Source organism: Chryseobacterium amylolyticum (assembly GCF_051011775.1).
Taxonomy (GTDB): domain Bacteria; phylum Bacteroidota; class Bacteroidia; order Flavobacteriales; family Weeksellaceae; genus Chryseobacterium.
The window spans coordinates 604,520-626,371 of record NZ_JBPCHX010000001.1 but is presented as its reverse complement, the minus strand read 5'-3'; the positions used below and the strand labels follow the sequence as shown (position 1 = coordinate 626,371).

The following is a 21,852-nucleotide window of genomic DNA, read 5'->3' as shown; positions in this document are numbered from 1 at the left end:
AATGATTTTAAAAGTTATCCCGGCCGGTTATTTTATCGAATTCGTGCAGCTAAATTACCACTGGCACGGCGATTAAAAAATGAGTGATGGTAATGATTGATTTTTGTTTACGTAATAAAAGATCTTTTATTACCAGTGTTTTATTATACAACTGGCTGAAAAATAAATTGTTATTTGGTAGTTCAGTAAATACTATTATGATAAGCGGGATGATGGGAACATTTTCTTTAAATTTGATGTAATATCACCATGAAAGTCTTCAATAAATTTCTTTTTTTATTCCTGTTTATCATAATCTGCAGCGTCCAAGGTCAGCAGATTAGACCGTATACTTACGCTCAGCTTACGGCACTTTTTGACGCTTATCCGGAGAATGATGCAAGGGCGATGGTTTTTGTTAATCTGTATATTAAGAAGGCTAAGGCAGAAAAAAACCTATCGGAGCTGATTGCCGGATACGACGAAGCAGTATACTATGAATATTCCGCAGAACGGAAAATAAAGTATGCTGACAGTGCGGTTGCTGTGGCAATCAAAGCAAATGATCCCGATGAGATTTCGATGTCTTATTTGAAAAGAGGAATTGTTTACTATTATAACAAAAGAAACTACAATAGAGCGTTGCAGGACTATTTGAGGGCGTTCAGCTACTCGAAAAATACGAAAGATCTTTATCTGTACCACAAAATTTTATATCACCTGGGAATGGTAAAATCTTATTTAGGTTTTTACGAAGAGGCCGCAATACATTTCAAGGAAACTTTATTATACTACGAGCAGGAGCTTTCCTGTGAGACTGACCCGAACCTGAGACTAAATGATCAGCATGGGTATCTGAACAGCCTGTACAGGCTTAGTACTTGTTATAGAAATCTGAAACTGTACAGGCAGGAAGATTCACTGATTGATATCGGCGTTAAAAAAGTTAGGAACTCAGATGAATTTGTACAGGAGTTTGCCTATTTTCAAAAAGCAAAAGGAATTAATAGCATACGTAACGGAAATTTGCCACTTGCTGAAAAGTACCTGAAGAATGCAGGAAGGCTTTTAAGCAAAAAAGAGGATTTTGCTGCAGTGGCAACGGTGTATTTTTATCTGGGTAAGCTTCATATGGCCGACGGGCGTCAAAGGAAAGCTGTCCTCTATTTTCATAAGGTCGATTCTATACTTAATCGATTTAATTTTGTTACCCCTGAAGTGGTCGGTAATTATAAATACCTTATTCAATTTGCAAAAGACAAGGGCGATGACCGTCTTCAGCTTTACTATACCAATAAGCTATTAAGAGCAGATTCAATTATTACTTCGGATTTTTCTAAACTTTCAATAAAGCTATACCGGGAATATCAGGTCGACAAATTAAATGAAAGCCGTGATCAGCTGGTCAGAAAGCATAAATATGGAAATATATTTCTTATTTTATTGATAGTTTGTGTTGCCTTATTTTTCTGCTACTCACTTTATCACTATAGACAACGAGAAAAGCTTATCACGACCAAGTACAACGATCTTTTGGAAAAACTGAAAATGCCTGATGAAGCTAGAGATATTCTGCCGGAAAATTCCAATACCGTTAAAGGGCTATACAGTGAGGAGGCCATTGCAGAGATCAGGAAAAATCTGAAGGTTTTTGAGGAAAAAAAGCAATTCCTTGATAAGGATCTTCAGCTGCCGGATGTAGCCAGGTTAATTAATACCCACAGATCAGCTCTGTCATTTGTACTCAACGAACATATGAATACTACCTTCACACAGTATATTAAAATGTTGCGGATCAAATATATTACGAAACAGCTGATGGAAAACAATATCTATTTGCAATACAGTATGGATACACTGGCTGCTGAATGTGGGATGAAGAATAGGATTGTTTTTTCTAATCACTTTTTGGAAATCAACGGAATTCGGCCAACTGATTTTGTTAAGAAGAGGCTTCAGGAACTTGAAAAAAGGTGATTTCTGTTTTTTAGCCCGATTTTTACGCCAACAAAAAATTTGACGTATGAACGGAAAGCTTTTCAGAAAAAAAGTTGATCGGCTGTGGAGTGATCTTATGAGCAGCATTGACCAGATCAATAGGAGTGAGAACGAGATAATCCACCGGGCTGAAGAAATCCTTATGGAAACCGATGTTGCAATAAGGCAGCTTAAAACCATTTTAAAACAGTATCAATTTGCAGATTGGAATGAGGAAATTTACTTCTTTAAAAATACAAAGCCACAATTTGTGGCGTTGTACATTTATTATTCAAAGATCCTTTCGATAGAAGCTTCTAAGCCTTTTGCCGACCCCGCAGCACTCAAATCATATTTTGAGCAGGAAAGAAGCAATCTGTTATACTTTTACAGCGAACAGAAAGATTTTATCAATTACTATCGCAGGAAATCCACCTTTTTGGATAAAAAATACTTTACCCGATTTCGATTTGATTTCAAGCTAAAGCTTAGTCCTGAACTTTATAGCTATGATGAGGAGTTCTCGACTTCTCACGATCATCTGATATCTCAGATTATCGCCAATGATCTGTTGGATCAGTATCTTACCAATAAGATCAACTCCGGTGACTGCACGGATACCGACGTTACTCAGGTCAGAAATTTAGAATGGACAGCGCCGAAAGTGGCATTGACAGAACTTCTGTATGCGCTATACCAAAGCAATTGCTTTAATGGTGGCCATGCTGACCTTGCTGAAATTTTCAGATGGGCTGAAAACTCGCTGAAGATTAATTTGGGCAATTATCATAAGACGCTTTCTGAAATACGGCTCAGAAAAGCAGACCGATCAAAATTTATAAGTCTGATCCGGCAAAATTTCAACCAGTATTTGGATGATCTGGACGTCTGATCTTTGAATTTTTAGTAAAAAGCATTCTTTATGGGAATATTATAACTGTTGAACCCTTATTTTGAAATAATTATCTCCCTGCAGTAAAGATTGCTGACGGGAGATCTTTCTTGCTTATACCATTACTAGGTCCGGAGATTTCTGTTTATCTGTGACTAAGATATTCCATTAAGTAGGTAAAAAGTTTTCGGTAGTACCGAAGAACTACCGAAAGATATTCCCATTGATTTTGAAATTTTGTCGTGTTAATTTTTATCAGTAAAACGTAAATCTCAAAACTATGGCATTAAATGATATCGACCCCAGCACTCCGATATGGAAGCTCACTGTTGCTGAATTTCTGGAATTGTCTAAAAACTTTAGCACCGATAAGAAATATGAATATGGTCTGAAAGGTCTTGCTAAGATACTGGGCTGCTCGGTATCAAAGGCATCCGAGGTCAAATCCTCAGGTATACTGGATAAGGCAATTATCCAGAACAGGAATATTATCATTATTGATAAAGAGAAAGCATTGCAGCTTTTCGCAAAAAAATAACGGATGTATTATGTGGAGCTGATTGACAGGTTCTGGAAATTCAATGAAAGGGAAGGGGCTGGTCGTACTGTTATTGCCTTCTATCTTTATCTGCTGAAGATGGCGAAAGATCATAATGATTACCAGTTCAGGATCTCAGATGTGGAGCTGGGAAAAAGGCTTTCATTAAGCCGTTCAACTGTAAAAGTAACCAAGGAAAAACTCAGGGATCTGGGACTGATAGAATTCAGGACAAAGAATGGGGCTGCGGGACATTACAGGCTGATTCTGGATTATCCTCTTGAGGGTCTAGAGGTCAAGATTAAACAACGGGATATTGTAGAGGAAACATTGTCTGAAAGTAGTCAGACTTATGAAAAGGGCTCAGGTATAGATAAAGCTGAAATGAACAATATGGCGCAGGACATCGAAGTGTCTACCAGTTCTGTTTCTATAAACAGGAATATTCCTGATCTCAGGGAATTTTTAGATTTTGCAAGGACATTAGAAGCCTACATTCCTGATTGCGATAAGCTTATTGAGGAAAAGTACGAAAGCTGGTTAAAGAATAATTGGAAAAGCAGTAATGGACGACCAATCACCAATTGGCGTTCCACTCTGAAAAACATCATGCCTTTTCTTTTGTCCGATAATAAGCGTGTTCATTTGTCAGTAAAGGATATTCCTTATATCAGACATCCTGAGCAAAAATAATGAAGGCCTATTGCTTCAAATCCATAAAAATTAAGAGAATGACATTTTATCCAACAGACCGCAGGCTTGTGCGTAAAGTTTTTCAAAGTCAGATTGAAAAGACTCCGGAAAGAATCAGGCTGGGGAATGGCTTTGTTGATGATTTTATCTTTGATGGCCATTTAGCAGCCGATATTCCGATCAACGCATTGCGGGTCATATTCAATATCATTGCGATCATCAGCAGTGAGCAGTTCAGACCGGAGGACCGTCCTCAACAGCTTTCTCTTTTTGATGAAGAATTTGAGACGGAGAATAATGTGTTTGCCTCGATGAAGATCAAAAACAGTAAGATCTCTCCAAGCGGTTCAAGCAGACAGGTTATAGATGCCTATGAATATCTTGCCAAGTTTAAGATGGGCTGGTACGTGTCTCTTAATTCAAAAGGGAAGGAGATCAAAACGTTTGGAGGTCTCATTTCAACTCCCAGCTATGATCAAAGAGGTTACACCAGCTTTTTGATAAGCAGTTACTGGCTTAAAAAGCTGATGGTCATTCCAGAGTATAATTATGTGCTTTACCATCTGGTGTACAATATCAGAAATAACAAGCATATAATATTTGCCATATGGCTGGCCAAACTTCCTCAGACCGGAACTTCGCTTAAGCTTTCCACACTTAATAAAAAATTTGGACTCAGCTACAGGACGGCCAATGATCTTTGCTTTAAATTCCTGAAGGCCGTCAGATCGAATCTTGATCAGTATAATAGTTTATCATTCCATTTCAAGTATAAGGGTGATATGATCTTTATTATTCCTTATCCCACGAAAGAGTATGTTTCGGAAAAAAAGATGGACGGAAATCCCATGTACACTGATATTACCAGAAGGTTAAGGTATTTCAGGAAAAGATATGGTTTGCAACAGGATGACATGCTTCAGTTTTCATACCAGTACAGAAATATTTTGCAGACCCGCGAGCTCATCGAAAGAGCTTTCTCGGAATTTATAAGGACTAACAGATTGAAAGGAAAGAGGTCTGCCCACTTCCAAGGTCGGATATTTTTGATGGAAATCCAGGATAATATTATAAGACTGTATAGGGAAACTAAAATAGGAAAATTGATGCCGAATGGCTATCCGGTAATTCTTTGAATTCGGATTGCTACTCATTCGTAATTCGGAATAACACTCTTGTGTATTTCGGAGTTTCACTCACTGAAGTTAATCCCTTGTTAAAAGAGTAGAGTTTCTTAGTAACATATCGGAATTGCACTCGTTCCCTGTGTTTAGAAAAACTGTTCTTATGTTGATATCTTGGCAATATTGTGGATAAGTCATTGGTTTGAAGAATAAAGGAGAATTTAAAACGGATTTGCACTCATTTGAAAAACGCTTCTTTTTCGGATTTGGACTTATTCTTATTTCGGAATTAGACTGATCTTTATATCTGAATTGCACTCATTTCAGAAATCATTGAAAGGATTTATGCTAGTTCAGTTTATCGTATCGCTAAAAGTAGATTGAAAAGGTTGAAAAAGTTATTTTTTTACTTAAAAGGAATCTGTTAGAGAAATTTTGCTTTAAAAAAGAAAAAAAATGAATTGCGAAAAAATCAAACAAAATATCAGCATCCGTTCGGTGTTGGAATCATTCAGTCTTTTTCCGGTCAAAGAAAATCGTAGAACTGCTTTTTATTTTGCGCTGGACAGGAAAGAAAAAATTCCAAGTCTTTGTGTGGATTATAGTAAGAATAGTGCTTTTGATTTTGGGACAGGGAAGAGTTACGATGTAATTTCTGTTGTGCAGCAAATAAAAAAATATTCGGTTTCGGAAGCGTTGAAATACCTTTCATCATTTAATTTTCCAGCTAAAGCAGAGTATGTAACTGAAGAAACACAGTCGGAAATCTCTTACCGAATTTTAAAAATCACCGAAATCAGACACCCTGCACTGATTCAGTATCTGGAATCACGGAAAGTTTATGAGCAAAAGGAATGTGTGTGTGAAGTGCATTATGAAGTGGATGGAAGAAAATATTTCGGGATCGGATTTAAGAATGGTTCTGGTGGTTTTGAAATAAGGAATAAGTATGCTAAAGTCTGCTTGGGTCCAAAAGATATAACTTTGACCAACAATTCAAATAATGTGACAAACGAGGTGGCTGTCTTTGAAGGCTTTTTTGATTATCTGACCTTTCGTAATGTTCAAAGTCAATTAAATTTGGCTTGCGATTGTTTAGTATTAAATTCTACGGCAATGCTTTTCAAAGCTGAGAAAATATTAAAGGCGTACCGTAAGATTTTACTTTTTCTTGACAATGATGAAAATGGGAAATCAGTTGCAGTTGAAATTCAGCGTGAATATGATAATGTAGAGGATTACTCTTTAACGTATCATTTTTTCAAAGATTTGAATGAATGGTATGTTGCGGGAGGGTGTTATAATAAATGTTTTTAGATTTATTTGCGGTTTTCCGTAATTAGAAAAAGAATGTTTGCGCTAATTTAACTAACTTATTTACCTCACTATTGAAAGGAGGTTGTCGAAGCAATATTAACAATTATCTAAAAAATAAAAAAAATTACGACGAGAATTTATTTATAACGAAAAAGGATATGATATACACCGTAGCAACAAAAAAGGGATTAGGAATTGAAATATGGGGAACACGTGATGATCTAGAATACTTTTATGGAATAGTATCAAAATTTTGGAATGATCCTTTACTCTATGATATAAAAGGATACGAAGATAAAAAGAACTTGATCAGCAGTTTTTCCTACGAAATAAGAAAAGCATCTTATGGAAGCAGACTGACCAGAAATCATAGTCATTATTCCTTCGAGGAGATTCCATATTGTGGCTTTCAGGTTTCTTGGGTTCATATCATATTCTCTATTGCCGCATTGAAATATAATATGAAAATGACGGAGAGCAATAAGGCCGATATTGCAATGTTTTTGCACCTGGAATATTGGATAGAAAGAACAATGAAAGATTATGATAAAGTTGGAGCAGTCAATCTATTGCCATATCTGGATGATGTCATTAACGCTGGTAATGAACATCTTTATCTTTATATGCGCCATATTAATTCAACATTCTTTGGCTTAGGTGGCGGTAAGTTGTCTTTTAGAAAATTGGCCCAATTGATGCGGACTGCCGTCTTTTCAACAGATGAATACAATGATTTACGAAACTTCCTGCAGTCGGAAGCTAAAAAGCACAACTGTAAAGTAGAGGATTTGGAATTGAATGATGATGACAAGATATACGAAATGGAATGGTAAAAGAACATCAATTTAATTGCTATTGACAATGACTGACAAATCATTACAATCACTTATTGATAATTTAAATTCAGGTAATACTAGGTCTAACATTATCTTCCGCAGATCCCTAAGTCAATATGTCGATTTTGCTAAAATCTGGTTAGAAAAACCCACTGCTAATGATAATGTAACATCTTCTGACGGCCCGGATCATTTTTACCTGATCAAAAATAATGAGGGTGTCTTTGTCGCAACTGTATATGATATGCTCCGGGATTTACATTGGTTTGTATTACCTGAATACCGTGGAAAAGGCTATTTGACACAATCACTGAAAAGTACCATTATTCCGCATTTGTTTTTGAGCAGAGATCAACAAAGAATTACCATTGACGAAATGCAGATCGGGCCCATGAATTTTATAGCTTCCCAAAAAGTTGCACTGAATTTAGGGTTCATAAAGAAAGAAGAGGATGACTACATCCTATTGAATGACCATTCTACTAATGAAAATCTAAATGTAGGAGAAAATTCAGAACTTACTGCTGAAAGAATGAGTGAACTCAGAAAACAAATCAATTTCTTAGCCCGTTCACTTTGGACTATTCAATCCGAAATAGAAATGGGATACGGAAAAACAGAATATTCCGAAGACCTTGAAAAATTAGTTCGACAGATTAAAAATCACACCTGGAAAATTGAAGATTTCTGGTGGAATAATAAAAGAGAGATTGAGTGATATATTGATTAGCCTTATTCTACGTTGAGTTTCTCAAAGAGTATTCTATTTCTTTTCCTAGCATCATCTAATACTTTTTCAAAAGGTAACACCTCAAAATACGCAGAGTAATATTTACTTTTAACTTTAAAATAGCCTTTACCATCAGGAGTTTTTTCAAACTCTCTGTTTTTTAATACTTTTTCCAACGAAGGTGTGATGTCACAAACGATATAAATGTAGAAGGGAGTTTTGTCAGTGACCTCAATCGTTCTTCCATTTCGTCCTTTTACTTTCTTATCCAAAAGACTATCAATATACTTTTCAGTCTGTTCAATTGGATTTTTTTCTTCATTATAATCCTGATAATTGTCTCGCATAGGCTTTTTAAACTCTACAATTGTGAAGGAGTTATGAGGAGCCATCTTTGAATCAGAAAATGCAAAGGCTTCATTATAGATTAAGAGATCTGTCCTGTCTTTGCTATCTTGAGAAACTTCGTTAATACTGTTGAAAGTTTTGTCTGATGCCAGAAATGAATGATATGTCAACCGTTCATCAATAAGCCAAAGATTTTGTTTGTCCGGTGTGATTTCATCAGATGTTGTTCTTATTGGAAAGAAAATATTATGCAATAAATCTTCATTTTCAAACTTACTTTCAGAGTTTACTCCAATTAGATTTTCAAGTAATTCGATTATGGTTCGTCTATGCAATACATATCTGGCTAAATCGGATTTTCCAATCTCATTAAATTCTGCCAAAAACTCTTCATATTTTTTAACATATTCCTCGTGATTTGTAATATCTTTTCTTTCATCAAGAAGCTTTATTTTTTCTTCCTTTACTTCTAACCTCCATTTTGCCTCAATTTTATACAATTCAATATCCAGTTTTTCTTTTGGCAGATCAGGAGCGAGTTTCATCACTTCTGATTTACGATAGTTTAAGGTGCTTCTATACTGAGGAAGCTCTTCGGTGATAGTAGGCCTATAATTTTCGACTTTTTGCGTTCTAACTGATTCCAAGAAATCTGATAGGATATCTTCGATGCAATTAACGGAAGCTCTTCTCAGCCTTGATAAATTAATATATAATGATTCTTCTTCAGTCTCATCATCTACTCCTGGAAAATTAAAGCCAATTCGCTCTGTATCTACATATTCATCTAAAAGATCGCCTACCACATAGGCTTGGTAATAAAATTTTTCACCATGCTCATCCTTTATAAAAGATCTGCCCAAATCTATTATTCTTGTGTATAATCCTTCATTAATAACACTTCTGTTATGAGCGCAGAAATGTATTTTATGGCTTTGGAATTCAAGTGATTTGGTCAGGAACAATGTGAAATTTTCGCCATCTAAATCAAAATCTCTTTGTTGAACATCACTTTTGAACTCTGCGTTATAAAGGTTAAGTAGGTTAAATTCAATATTATTTTGATTTCTGATAATTATCTTCGGTACCTGATCTCGAATAAAGTATAATTGAAAATGAGCTACTATCTCTTTTGCAACAGAATGTAAATCAAAATCAAGATTTTTCTGATAATCTTCTTTATAAGTTTTAAGCAATACTTTAGTTCCCGTAGAATTATCGGTAGGACTAGGTTCTTCAATATTATGAAAGCCTTCTTTAGTATTTCTAAAATCAAAAGAAATAGCTTTTAAATCACCTTTATCATCCTTGAATTGGCTATAAATATTAAGTTCAGTAAAAGCTTTCAGGCACACAAACCTTCCAACGCCTTTACCTCCTATTTCTATTTTATGGTCAGTGTCAGCCTCGACAAATGATTTTAAATTGTCGGCATTTAGACCTATTCCATTATCTGTGATTTCAAAAGAATGAATTGGATATCTGTCAATTTCTGGAAGACTGCTTAAAACATCGTCACCACCGTTTCTTATACATTTTATTAAGATTTCTCCATTTCCTTTCTTCAAAAGATCAGCTTTTTCTGCTTCATCGATCGAATGAATAGAGTTACTTATCACTTCGAATAATGGCATTAAAGGTTTTGTACGTGGGAGACGAGTATTTCTTACTTTATTAGCAATATTTGATGTTGCATATAGTGTTTCCATTTTCGTATAGTATAGTTAAAGCAAATTACGTAATTTTTATATATTTAATAATGATTTTTTAGATAGGTTACTCTTTATTATATTCTAAAATTCTCATTTTATTTAATTCATTTTCCTTCTCGGCAATCCGATCTCGTGCTCCTGAGGATAAGGCTTTCGGGAGGTCATACTTACATCTTCACGGATATTGTTATAGGCTTCGTAAGCTTTGTCTTTATCCGAGGTGTATCGGGGATCTGGAATAAAGGGCATCTTTGCCATTTTTAGTATGGTAATGGTAGGAAAGTGAAAGTCTACTTCAACCGTTCCTAATAGGAGATAGCATCCACCACCCTGAAAAGGATATTGAGTTAGGTTGTCAGGGAAATGAGCCGTATCAAAATATTCACCCTCCGCATCGATCCACGTTCCGAAAAACATCGTTCCTCTTTTGGTGGGTACATGCTTTCGGGAGATCAGATAGGCCATCATCTTGACCTGTCTCTTATGGTATTTTGTAAGATCTTTAGCCATCACGCTACCTCTGTATTTGGTTTGTAATAAGTCAAACGGACTTACTGAAACCGGGAACCCCAAGATCTCGATTTCGTCAAAAGCATCTTCCAAAGGATGTCTTTGTACTTTTGGAAGCGTGTATTCTTTTTGTGGTTCTTCCAGTAATGTCAAATGTTTAAAAGTCGGCCTGTTTCCTGCTAAGAGAAACCTGGCCTCAATTAACAACTCATGCTTTTGCTTTCCTGTAAACCGGAATGCTCCTATGAATATCAAAGTTTGTAAAGTCTCGATACCAATGGGGATTCTTTTGACAAAGTTTTCCAGGGAGATATAATCACCATTATTTTTTCGTTCTTCAGGAATTAAAACGGCGATTTTGCTTTCCAGCTTTTCGATGTGCATCAGCCCTAAATAGACGTCTTTTTCGTAAACCGTAGTCTGGTATTCGCTTAGATTAATACAGGGGTTTAATATTGTAGCACCTGACATTTTCGCTTCGTGAACGTAAACCTCTGTTCTGTAGAAGCCGCCGCCATTATTGATTGCTGAAACCATAAATTCAATAGGGTAGTACACCTTCAGATAAAGGCTTTGGTAGCTTTCTACGGCATAAGATGCCGAGTGAGCCTTGCAGAATGAATAACCTGCAAAGGATTCTATCTGGCGATAAACCTCTTTTGAAAGTTGTTCAGGATGTCCCAAGGCTTTACAGGATTCAAAGAAATGGTCTTTGACTTTCTGAAGGGCAGATAGCGAACGTCCTTTTCCGCTCATTGCCCGTCTTAAAACATCACCGTCATCAGGGGATAAGCCTCCGAAATGAAGGGCGATCTTGATAACGTCTTCCTGGTATACCATAATACCATAGGTCTCTCCCAGTTCTTTTTCAAAAACAGGGTGAAAATATTCAAATTGATCAGGATTGTTGTGACGGAAGATATATTCTTTCATCATTCCGCTTTGTGCTACGCCCGGACGTATGATGGATGATGCCGCTACCAATACTTTATAATTATTGCATTTTAATCTTCTTAATAGTCCTCGCATGGCTGGACTTTCAATATAAAAGCAGCCGATCGTTTTTCCCCTGCTCAGAAATTTGTTGCATCTCTGTTCATCTTTTGACAAACTCACATCCCGGATATTGACTTTGATACCTCGTTTTTCTTCGATGAGTTTTACCGTATCTTTGATTGTTCCTAAGCCTCGCTGGGAAAGGATATCAAATTTTTCCAGACCGATTTCCTCGGCCACGTGCATATCGAACTGGACGATCGGAAATCCTTTCGGCGGCATTTCCAATGCTGAATAATTGGTGATAGGCTCTTCAGAGATTAGAATTCCACAGGAGTGCATGCTTCTCTGGTTGGGAAATTTCTCTAAAAGCTTTCCATATTTGTGGACCATTGCTGACACCGAATTAATATCGTGCTGTTCAATAGATTTGGTCGCCAACTCATCAAGTTCCTCTTTTGGCAAACCGAATGCTTTTCCTACCTCCCGGAAAATCGATCTGTATTTAAACTCGACATTGGTGCCGCAAAATGCTACGTGGTCTTTTCCGTATTTATCGAAGATATATTGCAAAATCGTATCCCTGTTCTGCCAGCTCCAGTCGATATCGAAATCCGGCGGTGTTTTCCGGTTCAGGTTAAGGAAGCGCTCGAAATACAAGTCTAGCTCTAGCGGGCAGATGTCTGTAATGCCAAGACAATAGGCAACGATACTATTGGCACCACTTCCACGACCAACGTGCATAAAACCCATCCGGTTGCTGTACTGGATGATGTCCCAGGTGATCAAAAAGTAAGCGCAGAAGTTCAGTTGGTCAATGACTCCCAATTCCTTGTTCATCCGTTCTTTAGCCTTTCCGTTATCATCAGGATATCTCTTTTTAAAACCTTTATTGGCAAGATCCGTTAAAAGTTTTATGTCAGTGTCTTTACTATCTGTAAAGTTCTTTTTGTTTTTAGGGATCTTATAGTCAAAATGGAAATGGCATTGTTCCAGCAATTGTTTTGTGTTTTCAATGATTTGCGGATAATGCCGGTAATTTTTTAAAAGCTCATCCTTTGAGATCAGCTTTTCGTTTTGGCCGCATATGTCAGTTTCATCAAGTTTTGTGACCAGCGTATTCCGGTCGATGGCACGCAAGATCTTGTGCAGTTTATATTCTCTCTTTGTTGTAAAAGTCACTGGTTGTAAAATGACCATTCTTGGCAGATACTTTCTCAGGGTAGGATTCATCAACAAATTGATTTCTTCGGGACGTATGCCAATGTATTCGTTTCGGTTCAATTTATCCGGATAACTGCTTAGAGGATATACGATAAATACCTCTGACAGACAGGGATGATGTAATGGCAGATCCTTTCCTTCACAATTATGCCGTGTCAAAAGCCTGTTGATCTCGCCAATCCCTGATTGATTTTTTGCCAGACAGATGTAATGCTGTCTATTATCGTCCCTTATATCCACACCAACTACCGGTTTGATGTTGTTTTTCTCACATAACCTGTGAAAGTCATATATGCCGGAAATACAATTGATGTCGGTCAGGGCAGCCACACCGATTCCCAGTTCAACCAACTGCTGAACCAATTCTTTAACGGAAATGGTACCATATCGAAGACTGTGAAAAGAATGACAATTGAGAAACATAAATAAATTATTAAGTGAGAAGTCCTGAAGCCCGTCCGACACTTGTCGATCCGAACCTCATTTTAATTTTATCCAATGTTTGATAAAGACTTATCAGCTCTTCAGTATCTTCAAAAAGGTTCATCTGATGGCAGCCGTGAACTAATCCCGTAAATTTTATCCCTATCAGCCTGATTCGCATCCTGCGGTTGTAGACCTTATCAAATAATTCTAATGCATACCTGAGCAGCGTATGGTCGGACGAAGTATAAGGAATCCTGTATTGTTTGGTTTCAGTATCGAAATTGGAGTAACGGATTTTCACGACAACGGTAGAAGTCAGCCACTTCTCCTGACGGAGTTGGAAGCATAATTGTTCCACCATTCCTGACAGTATGCTCTTTATGCCGGTGATATCGATGGTATCCTGTGAAAATGTATTTTCCTTTGAGATGGACTTTCTTTCGGAATAAGGGACAACAGGTGTCTCATCAATACCGTTGGCTTTTTTCCAGAGTTCCTGTCCGTTTTTTCCAACAAGTTGATGCAGCACTTCAACAGGCATCTCTGATAGGGTTTGGATATTTCTTACACCTAACCTGGATAGCAATTGAAAGGTCACATTGCCAACCATTGGAATCTTCTTTATGGAAAGTGGATTCAGAAAGGGCTTGATGTTCTGCTCAGGAATTTCAAGTTTACCAATAGGCTTCGATTCGCCGGTCCCGATCTTTGAAACAGTTTTATTGGTGGATAAGGCAAAGCTGATGGGCAGACCGGTATTTTTTCTGACTGCCTCTGCAATTTCAGTGGTCCATTGATAGCAACCGAAAAATTTATCCATCCCGGAAAGATCAAGGTAGAATTCATCAATGCTTGCCTTTTCAAGAACAGGCACTTTTTCCTGTATGATTTCAGTTACAGTATGCGACATATTGGAGTACATTTCCATATCGCCCCGGATTACCTTTGCCTCGGGGCAAAGCCGTAGAGCCATCTTGATCGGCATGGCACTTCTTACCCCAAAATACCGTGTCTCATAAGAACAGGATGCTACCACGCCTCTGTCTCCGCCACCAATGATAAGCGGTTTTCCAACAAGGTCAGAATTTTTCAATCTCTCGCAGGAGACGAAAAATGTGTCAAGATCCATATGGGCTATCGCTCGATTCATATCGACAAAATTAGATACTATTTGTATCATTTTTATTATATTTGCTGATACAATTTGTATCAATGTCAATTTTTTCAGATAATATCAGGTTTCTAAGACATAAAAAAAGCTTGTCCCAACAAAGCATCGCAGACAATTTGGGAATAAGCAGAGTCCGTTATGCTAAATATGAGGACGGTCGCTCCGAACCTCCGTTTGATGTTCTTCTCAACATCTCCAAATATTTCAGCATCAGCATCGATTTAATGCTGACATTGGATGTGAGAAAATATCCTATTGAAGATATTGTCAAGTTGCCGGATAATAGGATCGTCCTGCCCATTTTGATCGATAAATTCGGTGAAAATAAAATTGAAATTATACCTCACAAAGCTTCAATGGGTTATCTTGAAGGTTATAACGACCCGGGGTATATTGAAAGCCTGCAGTATATGTCGTTACCTTTTCTGAGAAACGGGAAATACAGGGCTTTTCCAGCAGAAGGTGATTCGATGCCGCCATTTAAAGATGGTACCTATATCATTGGTGAATTTGTTGAGAAATTATCTGAACTCAAGGTAGATAAAACCTATCTGATTATTACGCAAAGTGGGCTGGTTTATAAAACTATCGAAAAGATTAATCATAATTCAATTATTGTTAGTTCGAAGAACACTTTTTATGAAAATTATAAGATTCCTTTTAGTGAGATTCTTGAAGTCTGGAAGTTCGTAAAAGCCCTTACAGATGAATACGAACTAATTGATCTGACGGATAGTGTAATCAAAGATATGTTTTTGTCTTTGAAAAATGATATGAAGAAAATGCGGGAGGAGTTAAAGAAAAAATACTAGTTTTCTTCGCTTAATCATTATCAATTATTTCAATGTATGGGTTTAAACTTTCCATATACCACAAATTATCATTTTCATCATATTTAAAAACCACTCCAGATTTATTCAATGCAGGCATGAAATCAACATTACCCCATCCTTTATGTACAAATTCAAAGTCAGGGCTAATAAGATATTTTTTACCGTCGATAATTTGAGCAATTAAAGTTTGGGTTTTTTCATGAGTATCTCCAAACTCAAAAGATGAAACTCGATCTATTTTTAATCGATCTTGCATTGATGTCTTTCTAAGCATTTCTAGCCACTCTTCAGTAGTCTCGCTAACAAATAATGAGTAACTATCAATATTGGCAATTAAGGTTCTTTTTATTGTTGAAACCGGTTCATCACCAGAAAAATCCACACAAAAATCCCCCAATTCATTTGCAGCTGATCTAGACCTTATACCCGCTTGGTAAATTTTGACTTTTATGATCGAGGGTAAGCCAACTTCCACAAATAAAGATAATTCCTCTAATACTGTAGCCTGTATATCCAAATCTCTGCTTTTAAACTTTCTTGCTATTCCATTTAGAATCCATGGCAATGAGAATGAGTAAACATCAGTTACAATTTCAGCTCCTTTCTCTATATGGAAAATTTTATAAGCATCATCCCCGCCTAACCATAATCTTCTTATTTGAGCAACGTTAGGATATTTTAAATACTGTCCTCTTTCATTTAATACAGGTAAATCTTCAATAGTTGTTTCAATAGACTCCAGCAATTCTAATAAATTTTCAAATGTGCCTTCAGTTAATAAATATTCGTCAACGTTCGAAATTAACTGATCCATATTATCCTCAATGATTAGATCACTGTTAAGAGGAATACCAGATCCAACAATCGACCTCCATTTGTTTCTACTGTTACTCACTTTTGCTACAATACCAATTGTTCTTGCCTCAATAAAATCCAGAAATTCTTTATGTGATATATTTTTGTTGGAGGATATTTGAATATATGCCAACGATTTTGAGAAGAAATCTTCAACCCAGGAAATACTAATATCACCTTCAGGATTGTGAATTAAAAGTAATGAAAGTAGAGTGTCATCTACCCAATCTAGAATTTCATCAATTGCGTCTGCCTCTTCGCCAATAGCTGAAATATTATTTTCTGTTATCAGTTCTATAAGAAGACTAAAATCTACACCAATATTGTCTGCATAAGTTTTCAAAGTACTTATTAAAGAGAGTATTCCGCTTTCAGCGTAGTCAATTTTTTCTTTATTAAAATAGTTTTTTCGAACACTATTAAATAAATTTAATCTTGATTTTTGATTTTTGTTGTTCGTATCAATTGCTACTAAAATCTTACCTTCATGATCCACAAAAGCGCGTCCAGCTCTTCCCGCAATATTCCAAAAATCTCTAGCCCTGACTGGAGATCCAGCTTGATAAAGAGTTGAAAAAATGACTGTAGAGACTCCTAGATTTACACCTTGACCTAAGGTCGAAGTTGAAATAATTACCAATGGTTTCTCCTCTCTCATAATCCGCTCTAATGGAAGGCGAACATCACTATGTAATGCTGCATTATGACATAAGATACCCATTTTTGCATACTGCAGCCACTTATTATCAGGACCATATGTTTCAGCACATGCTAACTGAAATATTCTCCATAGCGATTTATTTTTCCATTGATAATCATTCCCGCCATCATCCATAGCCTTTAAGTAGGCCTCAGCCATCACAAAAACAGAATCTTTCAAACCAACGAAAATAAGTAGCGGACCAAATGATCTTAATTTGTACGCAGTTGTTGCCACTGCTTCATTTTTATCACTCGGAAAATATCTTATTCGTTCTTCACCACGATATTTATATCTTGAAACTTCTTCTGAAGTAATAAAATACGGATTAAACGAACTTCTCTCATGATCCTGACTTTCCCAGTTTAAACTTACATTATTGTTTCGCCATTCTAGTATTCCTAAGCGCTCATCTGAAGGCCTCCAACCATTTTTAAATATGGCTTCATTGTTATCAGTCAGCCATTGTGCAAGATCTTCAGCGTTTGGTAAAACGGCAGATAGTAAAAGAAATCTACCTTTATTTTGCTTCATGTGAAATCGAAGTTCTTCATAGAAAATCTCATTCATTACTAATCTTTTATCTTCTCCCAGAAGATGGCCTTCATCTAAAATAGTCAATGTGACATTATTTATGATATCGTTATTTGCCCTGAACAAAGCTTTCGCTTTTTCAGGAGTAGCAATGATTACCTGAGCTTCCATGATACTTAACTCATCAAGTTTGCTAAATAAGCTTCCTCCATAAAGGTGTGATACCACTATGCCAGAGCTTTGAAAAACTTTTTCTAAACTATTCTCTATTTCAAATGCTAAAGATCTAAATGGAGCAACGTATAAAATTTTTCCATCCGGATTAGATTGTATAGAATGTAAAATTGCTATTTCTGCAATCCTAGTTTTTCCACTGCTAGTTGGTATACTAACAACACACCCACACTCACTATTTATAACGTGATCTAACGCCGCACGCTGGGTAATAAATAGTTCATAATGTCCTCTCGGTTGCAAATAAACAAGCGATCGCAAATAATTTTTAACTTGAATATTTTCGATATTAAAGTATTTAGCAAGCACATTCCATATTGCAGCTTCATTAAAGCCGTTTGAAATTAAGAGTAATAATCTTATTATCCACCATATGCCAGCGTCTTCCTCTAGTTCTGCAATTTTCTTTAGATTCCTAAGTAAAAATCTGGAATTTTCTAAAGCTTGTTGATTTCCAGAAGTATAGAATTGAATAAAGCCATTTAAAGATTTTGCGATAGTAATCTCATAAATTTTTTGATTACCTTCCTCTTCACTATTCTCGGCAACCTTATCATCACTGTATTTGCTATCCATTAGCATAGAATACAACAGATCATTAAGTTGTACAAAGTTACGTTGTAAAAAAAGCCCTAACATTGAAGCTATAATTGTATTCGCTTCAAATTTCTTAATCAGTATAAATGCTTTGGAATATTCAAATGCTACATAATATGCTAATGATGCTACCAGACCATAGTAATCACTAACAGTTTTTCTATTTGTCTTTGCACCATGAATAACTTCCAGTAATGAAGCACCCTTTTCTAGAGGAACACTAGCGTTAGACAAAGCTTCATTTTCAGCATAGCTACACCCTAAATGCAAATATTGTAGGGCTAATAAATTGAGTTGTTCATCATTAATTGTATATGGTGGGTAATTTTCCTTATTTTCCTCTGTATTAAGCAAAATATATCTTGCATTGGCCTGTGCAAAATAATTTTGTATAGTAGCATCAGCATCCAATCTTTCTAATTTACTAGCGATTAGTTCATTATTCATATAGTAGTTGGATTATTGATTATTGCATTGGCTTCATAAAAAGCATTATAAATTAATGACTTTGGATCATCAATACCTACTGAAATTATAACTGCATCAGGATTATCATTTGTATAATTTTTTTCTATAAAATCAGATGTTTTGTCATTGCTAAGTAGTAGCCCGGCATATTTCATATTACCTTTTGACTTTATTTCGTCTAAAATGAATTTCTCCAAAAACTCTGCTAAATCAACTGTATGATCATTATCGTAAAGGCGGTCCAATAAAAAAGTGTAAGATAGTGGTAACTTGTCTTTACTTATTGAATTACTTAGTTCGGAAACCACCGCCTTATCCGGTTTGCTCCTAAATTTGGCTTCTCCAAGGAAAACCTTTATTTCCTCTTTTCCAACTTCACTATTAATTACATCAATTATCAGTGCATCATCACCTTTCATTGATTGGTTGACGTTTGGATTATAATGAAATTTAAAACATTTTATAAGATTTCGATCTGAATTACAACCTAAAATGTATTCAATCAAAATTATTTCTGTAGCGTTTCCTTTCATGGTTCGGTCTGCATTCGGAATCTGTCTATGCTGCTTAGCATAAGCTGGAAAACCTATGTTTTTATACATTCTCCTTAATCGTCTCAATTTAGAAGTACTGTAGTGATGTTCAATTATTTTATCAGCAAGCCAGGAGATAAGCTCGGAATCATCCGATGCAAGTTTACTTGAAAGTGCTCTATGACAACGATTTTTAGTACGCTTTATGTTGTCGCTATGAAACCATTTTTCAAAAAAGCTTGGTGCTATAGGATGAGATCCTAAAATTTCGTCTTGAGAAAGCATGAATAAATTGATTGGTCATTAGGTTATATTTATAAAGTTAATAATTTTAAATGATACACCAAACAAAAAAAATTTAAACAAACGCACTAATATTTAGCTTTTTAGCATAAAACAGTACACTTATTTATAAAAATATGACGCATAAAGGGCATCGAACTATTAAGAAATATGAAAAAAACTATTTTTATTTTAACATACTAAGTTGGTATCAATCTAAAAGCATATTTTTTAATAAACTACCATAATATTTTCTTAAATAATAATAGACAATTGAATATTACTGTAGTATTCCACTCTAAAGAAACTTCTACATGCAATGCTTCCCCCGAATCGAATTGCATATCATATTTTTAGGTCTGCTTAAATTTGAATGGCAATATTTACCCTGCGCAAAAATTAAGCAGGTTTTCTTATATCGTGCTTAAAAATTGCGCCATTTTTAAACAGGTCATTCCTAATACTGCGTAAAAATTGAGCAGGTATAATCATTGCTGCTCAAAAATTGAGCAGCACTAATATCATTTTATTTCCTTTTTCTTTTTTTTAAAAATAAAATGATACAACTGGTTAATAATCAACTGAATGTAATTTAATTTCAGAGTTCAAAAAAATTAGTGGTACGATTAAGCAAGATGTGTCTTTGTATATACACTTTTCAAGTTGGACATCCAAGACGATCTTGCCTTTTTGCAAAAGGGGGAAAGATTTCGGAACTCGTCTTTTGTTATTCTAAAATCTGGTATAATATTCCAAATTATTCTTTTTTAATCTTTACAGATTTCAGATTAATCCGGACTGACTTTAAATAGCCCAAGTCCCTTCAAAGCTATTGTTTTGAGAGATTTGATGTTCCAACTTTGCAACAGAAATCTTAATCAAAAAAAGATGAAAACACTTGTCTACTTTTTCTTTAGCCTTATGTCGATATCGGTCTCAGGACAGGTCGGCATTAATACTCAGTTTCCGAAAGCAACACTTGAAGTGGTTGGAAAACCAGGTGAAATGAATCATTTTGACGGAATCATTCCGCCACGTATTACCGGCGATGAATTGTCTGCAAAGACATATTCCACCGCACAAAAAGGGGCCATTGTGTACGTCACCTCGCCTGCAAACAGCCCAACAGGACAGGCAGCTCAACTAACGAAATCGGGATTGTATTGTTTTGACGGTCAGCAATGGAATGCATTGACTAAGGATGACTCTTTGGAAATGGTTACACTTAGAGGCAATACTTCTACGGTTGAAATTATCGTAAAGGACTTTCTTAAGCTCGATTTTGACCAGAAAGAAAATTATATCCTGGGAAAATCAAGAAGTCCGATCACAGGTGAATACAATACCATCGTGGCGACAGATTCCAACATCACTTCCGGTAAAGGAAATTCAGCATTTGCCTACGCAATGTCACAGGGAAAGGTGACCGGTAAGTTAAATTACGGAATGGGTGTTTCGGCATTAAACGGTATTGCTAACGGAACTATATCCGGTAACAGGAATATCGGTATAGGCCCAGGCGCCATGTCATATATCACGTCAGGCAATGACAATATATCAATCGGTTACCTTTCGGGAACCGGAAACCGGACAGGCTCTAATAATATTTTTATTGGCGTTGGTGCTGGAAGTCCTGCCGTCGGAGACAGAAGTGTCAGTAATAAGCTGGCCATTCATTCGACACCGGTTAACACAAATGCAAACGCTTTTTGGGATAGTATCACAACCAATTATACCGACTACAAGTTTGCCCTTATCTCGGGGGATTTTTCCGAAAGGTGGTTAAATATTAATGGTAAATTAAGCGTTACACCTTCCCAGATGCCAAACGCAGACGGCGACGCATCATATACAAAAAAAGTTGTGGCAAAAGCTGATGGTTCATTTGGTTTCGCATCAGAAATAATTCCGGCACCTCCTTCGACAGGAACATATATTTTAAAAAGCGTCAATGGAATTGCCAGTTGGAGTGTGCCATGAATAAAGATGATAGTACAGAATCTTCTGTGGTTGTTTTCAGAATCAAAAAGGAGCGAAAGGAAAACTGGAAGGAATTGTGCAAAGAAAAAAATATTTCTCTGACCAGTCTGATTATCGATTGTGTTGAACGCCGGATAATGGATGATGAAAGAAGAAAAGTTCTTGAGTTCATTGAAAAGCAGGATAATATCTTTGTAAAAATCGAAACCAATGTCAATCAGTTGGCAAGAGTGGTTAACGGACAGAAGTTCATCTCGGAAAGTCAATTAGAAGTATTTTCCGCACAGCTCACAGAAATAGCAAAACTGAAAATTAGGCAAAATATAATATTTGAAAACATCTGTCGACTGCTTTCAAAATGAT

The 21,852-nt window shown here is 36.1% G+C and carries 16 protein-coding genes; 11 read left to right on the top strand and 5 right to left on the bottom strand.

Features of this window, described 5'->3' with window-relative positions:
• Positions 1-249 precede the first annotated feature (249 nt).
• From ACR1PO_RS02810 to ACR1PO_RS02775, 8 genes are all read left to right on the top strand, one after another.
• Positions 250-1,956 (top strand): helix-turn-helix domain-containing protein, encoded by a 1,707-nt coding sequence (locus ACR1PO_RS02810; RefSeq protein WP_433985745.1) that lies wholly within the window; start codon positions 250-252, stop codon positions 1,954-1,956.
• 46 nt (positions 1,957-2,002) lie between these two features.
• Positions 2,003-2,848 carry an RteC domain-containing protein gene (locus ACR1PO_RS02805; protein WP_433985744.1) on the top strand — a complete coding sequence of 282 codons (846 nt, stop codon included), beginning with the start codon at positions 2,003-2,005 and terminating at the stop codon, positions 2,846-2,848.
• Between the two features lie 280 nt (positions 2,849-3,128).
• On the top strand, positions 3,129-3,386 hold the full coding sequence (locus ACR1PO_RS02800; RefSeq protein WP_433985743.1) for a DUF3853 family protein: 258 nt from the start codon (positions 3,129-3,131) through the stop codon (positions 3,384-3,386).
• A 3-nt stretch (positions 3,387-3,389) separates the two neighbouring features.
• A complete protein-coding gene (locus tag ACR1PO_RS02795) occupies positions 3,390-4,079 on the top strand; it encodes a hypothetical protein (RefSeq protein WP_433985742.1) in 690 nt (229 codons plus the stop codon).
• Between the two features lie 38 nt (positions 4,080-4,117).
• Complete coding sequence (locus tag ACR1PO_RS02790) at positions 4,118-5,215, top strand: hypothetical protein (RefSeq protein WP_433985741.1); 1,098 nt, start codon at positions 4,118-4,120, stop codon at positions 5,213-5,215.
• A 444-nt stretch (positions 5,216-5,659) separates the two neighbouring features.
• Positions 5,660-6,520 (top strand): DUF8464 domain-containing protein, encoded by an 861-nt coding sequence (locus ACR1PO_RS02785; protein ID WP_433985740.1) that lies wholly within the window; start codon positions 5,660-5,662, stop codon positions 6,518-6,520.
• Positions 6,521-6,678: 158 nt separating this feature from the next.
• Entirely contained in the window at positions 6,679-7,353 is a 675-nt protein-coding gene (locus ACR1PO_RS02780) for a DUF6904 family protein (protein ID WP_433985739.1), read from the top strand.
• Positions 7,354-7,381: 28 nt separating this feature from the next.
• On the top strand, positions 7,382-8,074 hold the full coding sequence (locus ACR1PO_RS02775; protein ID WP_433985738.1) for a GNAT family N-acetyltransferase: 693 nt from the start codon (positions 7,382-7,384) through the stop codon (positions 8,072-8,074).
• 14 nt (positions 8,075-8,088) lie between these two features.
• Here ACR1PO_RS02775 and ACR1PO_RS02770 read toward each other — a convergent pair whose 3' ends face one another.
• The 3 genes from ACR1PO_RS02770 to dinB form a co-directional block, all read right to left on the bottom strand.
• Positions 8,089-10,143 carry an ATP-binding protein gene (locus ACR1PO_RS02770; protein ID WP_433985737.1) on the bottom strand — a complete coding sequence of 685 codons (2,055 nt, stop codon included), beginning with the start codon at positions 10,141-10,143 and terminating at the stop codon, positions 8,089-8,091.
• A 102-nt stretch (positions 10,144-10,245) separates the two neighbouring features.
• Positions 10,246-13,299: a DNA polymerase III subunit alpha gene (locus ACR1PO_RS02765; RefSeq protein ID WP_433985736.1), complete on the bottom strand. Its 3,054-nt coding sequence runs from the start codon at positions 13,297-13,299 to the stop codon at positions 10,246-10,248.
• Between the two features lie 10 nt (positions 13,300-13,309).
• Positions 13,310-14,452, bottom strand: a complete 1,143-nt coding sequence (gene dinB, locus ACR1PO_RS02760) for a DNA polymerase IV (protein ID WP_433986071.1) — start codon at positions 14,450-14,452, stop codon at positions 13,310-13,312.
• A gap of 62 nt (positions 14,453-14,514) precedes the next feature.
• Between dinB and ACR1PO_RS02755 the strand changes: the two genes are divergently transcribed.
• Entirely contained in the window at positions 14,515-15,285 is a 771-nt protein-coding gene (locus tag ACR1PO_RS02755; RefSeq protein ID WP_433985735.1) for an XRE family transcriptional regulator, read from the top strand.
• A gap of 10 nt (positions 15,286-15,295) precedes the next feature.
• Here ACR1PO_RS02755 and ACR1PO_RS02750 read toward each other — a convergent pair whose 3' ends face one another.
• Positions 15,296-18,673: a DEAD/DEAH box helicase gene (locus tag ACR1PO_RS02750; RefSeq protein WP_433985734.1), complete on the bottom strand. Its 3,378-nt coding sequence runs from the start codon at positions 18,671-18,673 to the stop codon at positions 15,296-15,298.
• Complete coding sequence (locus ACR1PO_RS02745) at positions 18,670-19,512, bottom strand: Hachiman antiphage defense system protein HamA (RefSeq protein WP_433985733.1); 843 nt, start codon at positions 19,510-19,512, stop codon at positions 18,670-18,672. The genes ACR1PO_RS02750 and ACR1PO_RS02745 overlap by 4 nt, the downstream gene beginning before the upstream one ends.
• 885 nt (positions 19,513-20,397) lie before the next feature.
• On the opposite strand from ACR1PO_RS02745, the gene ACR1PO_RS02740 reads away from it, so the two are divergent.
• Together ACR1PO_RS02740 and ACR1PO_RS02735 are read left to right on the top strand one after the other, a co-directional pair.
• The gene (locus tag ACR1PO_RS02740; RefSeq protein ID WP_433985732.1) at positions 20,398-21,489 is read left to right on the top strand and encodes a phage tail-like protein; all 1,092 of its coding nucleotides are present in this window, start codon (positions 20,398-20,400) and stop codon (positions 21,487-21,489) included.
• Positions 21,486-21,851 (top strand): hypothetical protein, encoded by a 366-nt coding sequence (locus ACR1PO_RS02735; RefSeq protein WP_433985731.1) that lies wholly within the window; start codon positions 21,486-21,488, stop codon positions 21,849-21,851. Before ACR1PO_RS02740 ends, ACR1PO_RS02735 begins: the two co-directional genes overlap by 4 nt.
• The last annotated feature ends 1 nt before the right edge of the window (position 21,852 follow it).